1 pseudogene is annotated in these 232 nt (G+C 41.8%); it reads left to right on the forward strand.

The features are described 5' to 3' along the window. Nucleotides 1-178 (forward strand): annotated as a pseudogene (locus ACFIK8_RS12955) (creatininase family protein); the annotation flags it as partial. Nucleotides 179-232 lie beyond the last annotated feature (54 nt).

Consider the following 232-nt stretch of genomic DNA (forward strand, 5'->3'; position numbering starts at 1 on the left):
ACGGGCCTATGGTCCTCATGCTTTTGGATGGACAATGCGTGATCTTAACCTGCAAGGAGCAGCAGGCAATGCACGTGAAGCAACATCGCAAGCAGGTGAAGCAATTTTTTCTCATGTTCTTTGTGGACTTCGTGGTTTACTTGATGATATTAATCGATTTAAAATAGATGCCTTATAATAAAAAGGCGCACCCATGGAAAAGACACAAAATATGCCCGATAAACTTCCTGTT

Source organism: Bartonella sp. MR168JLCBS, from assembly GCF_042194175.1.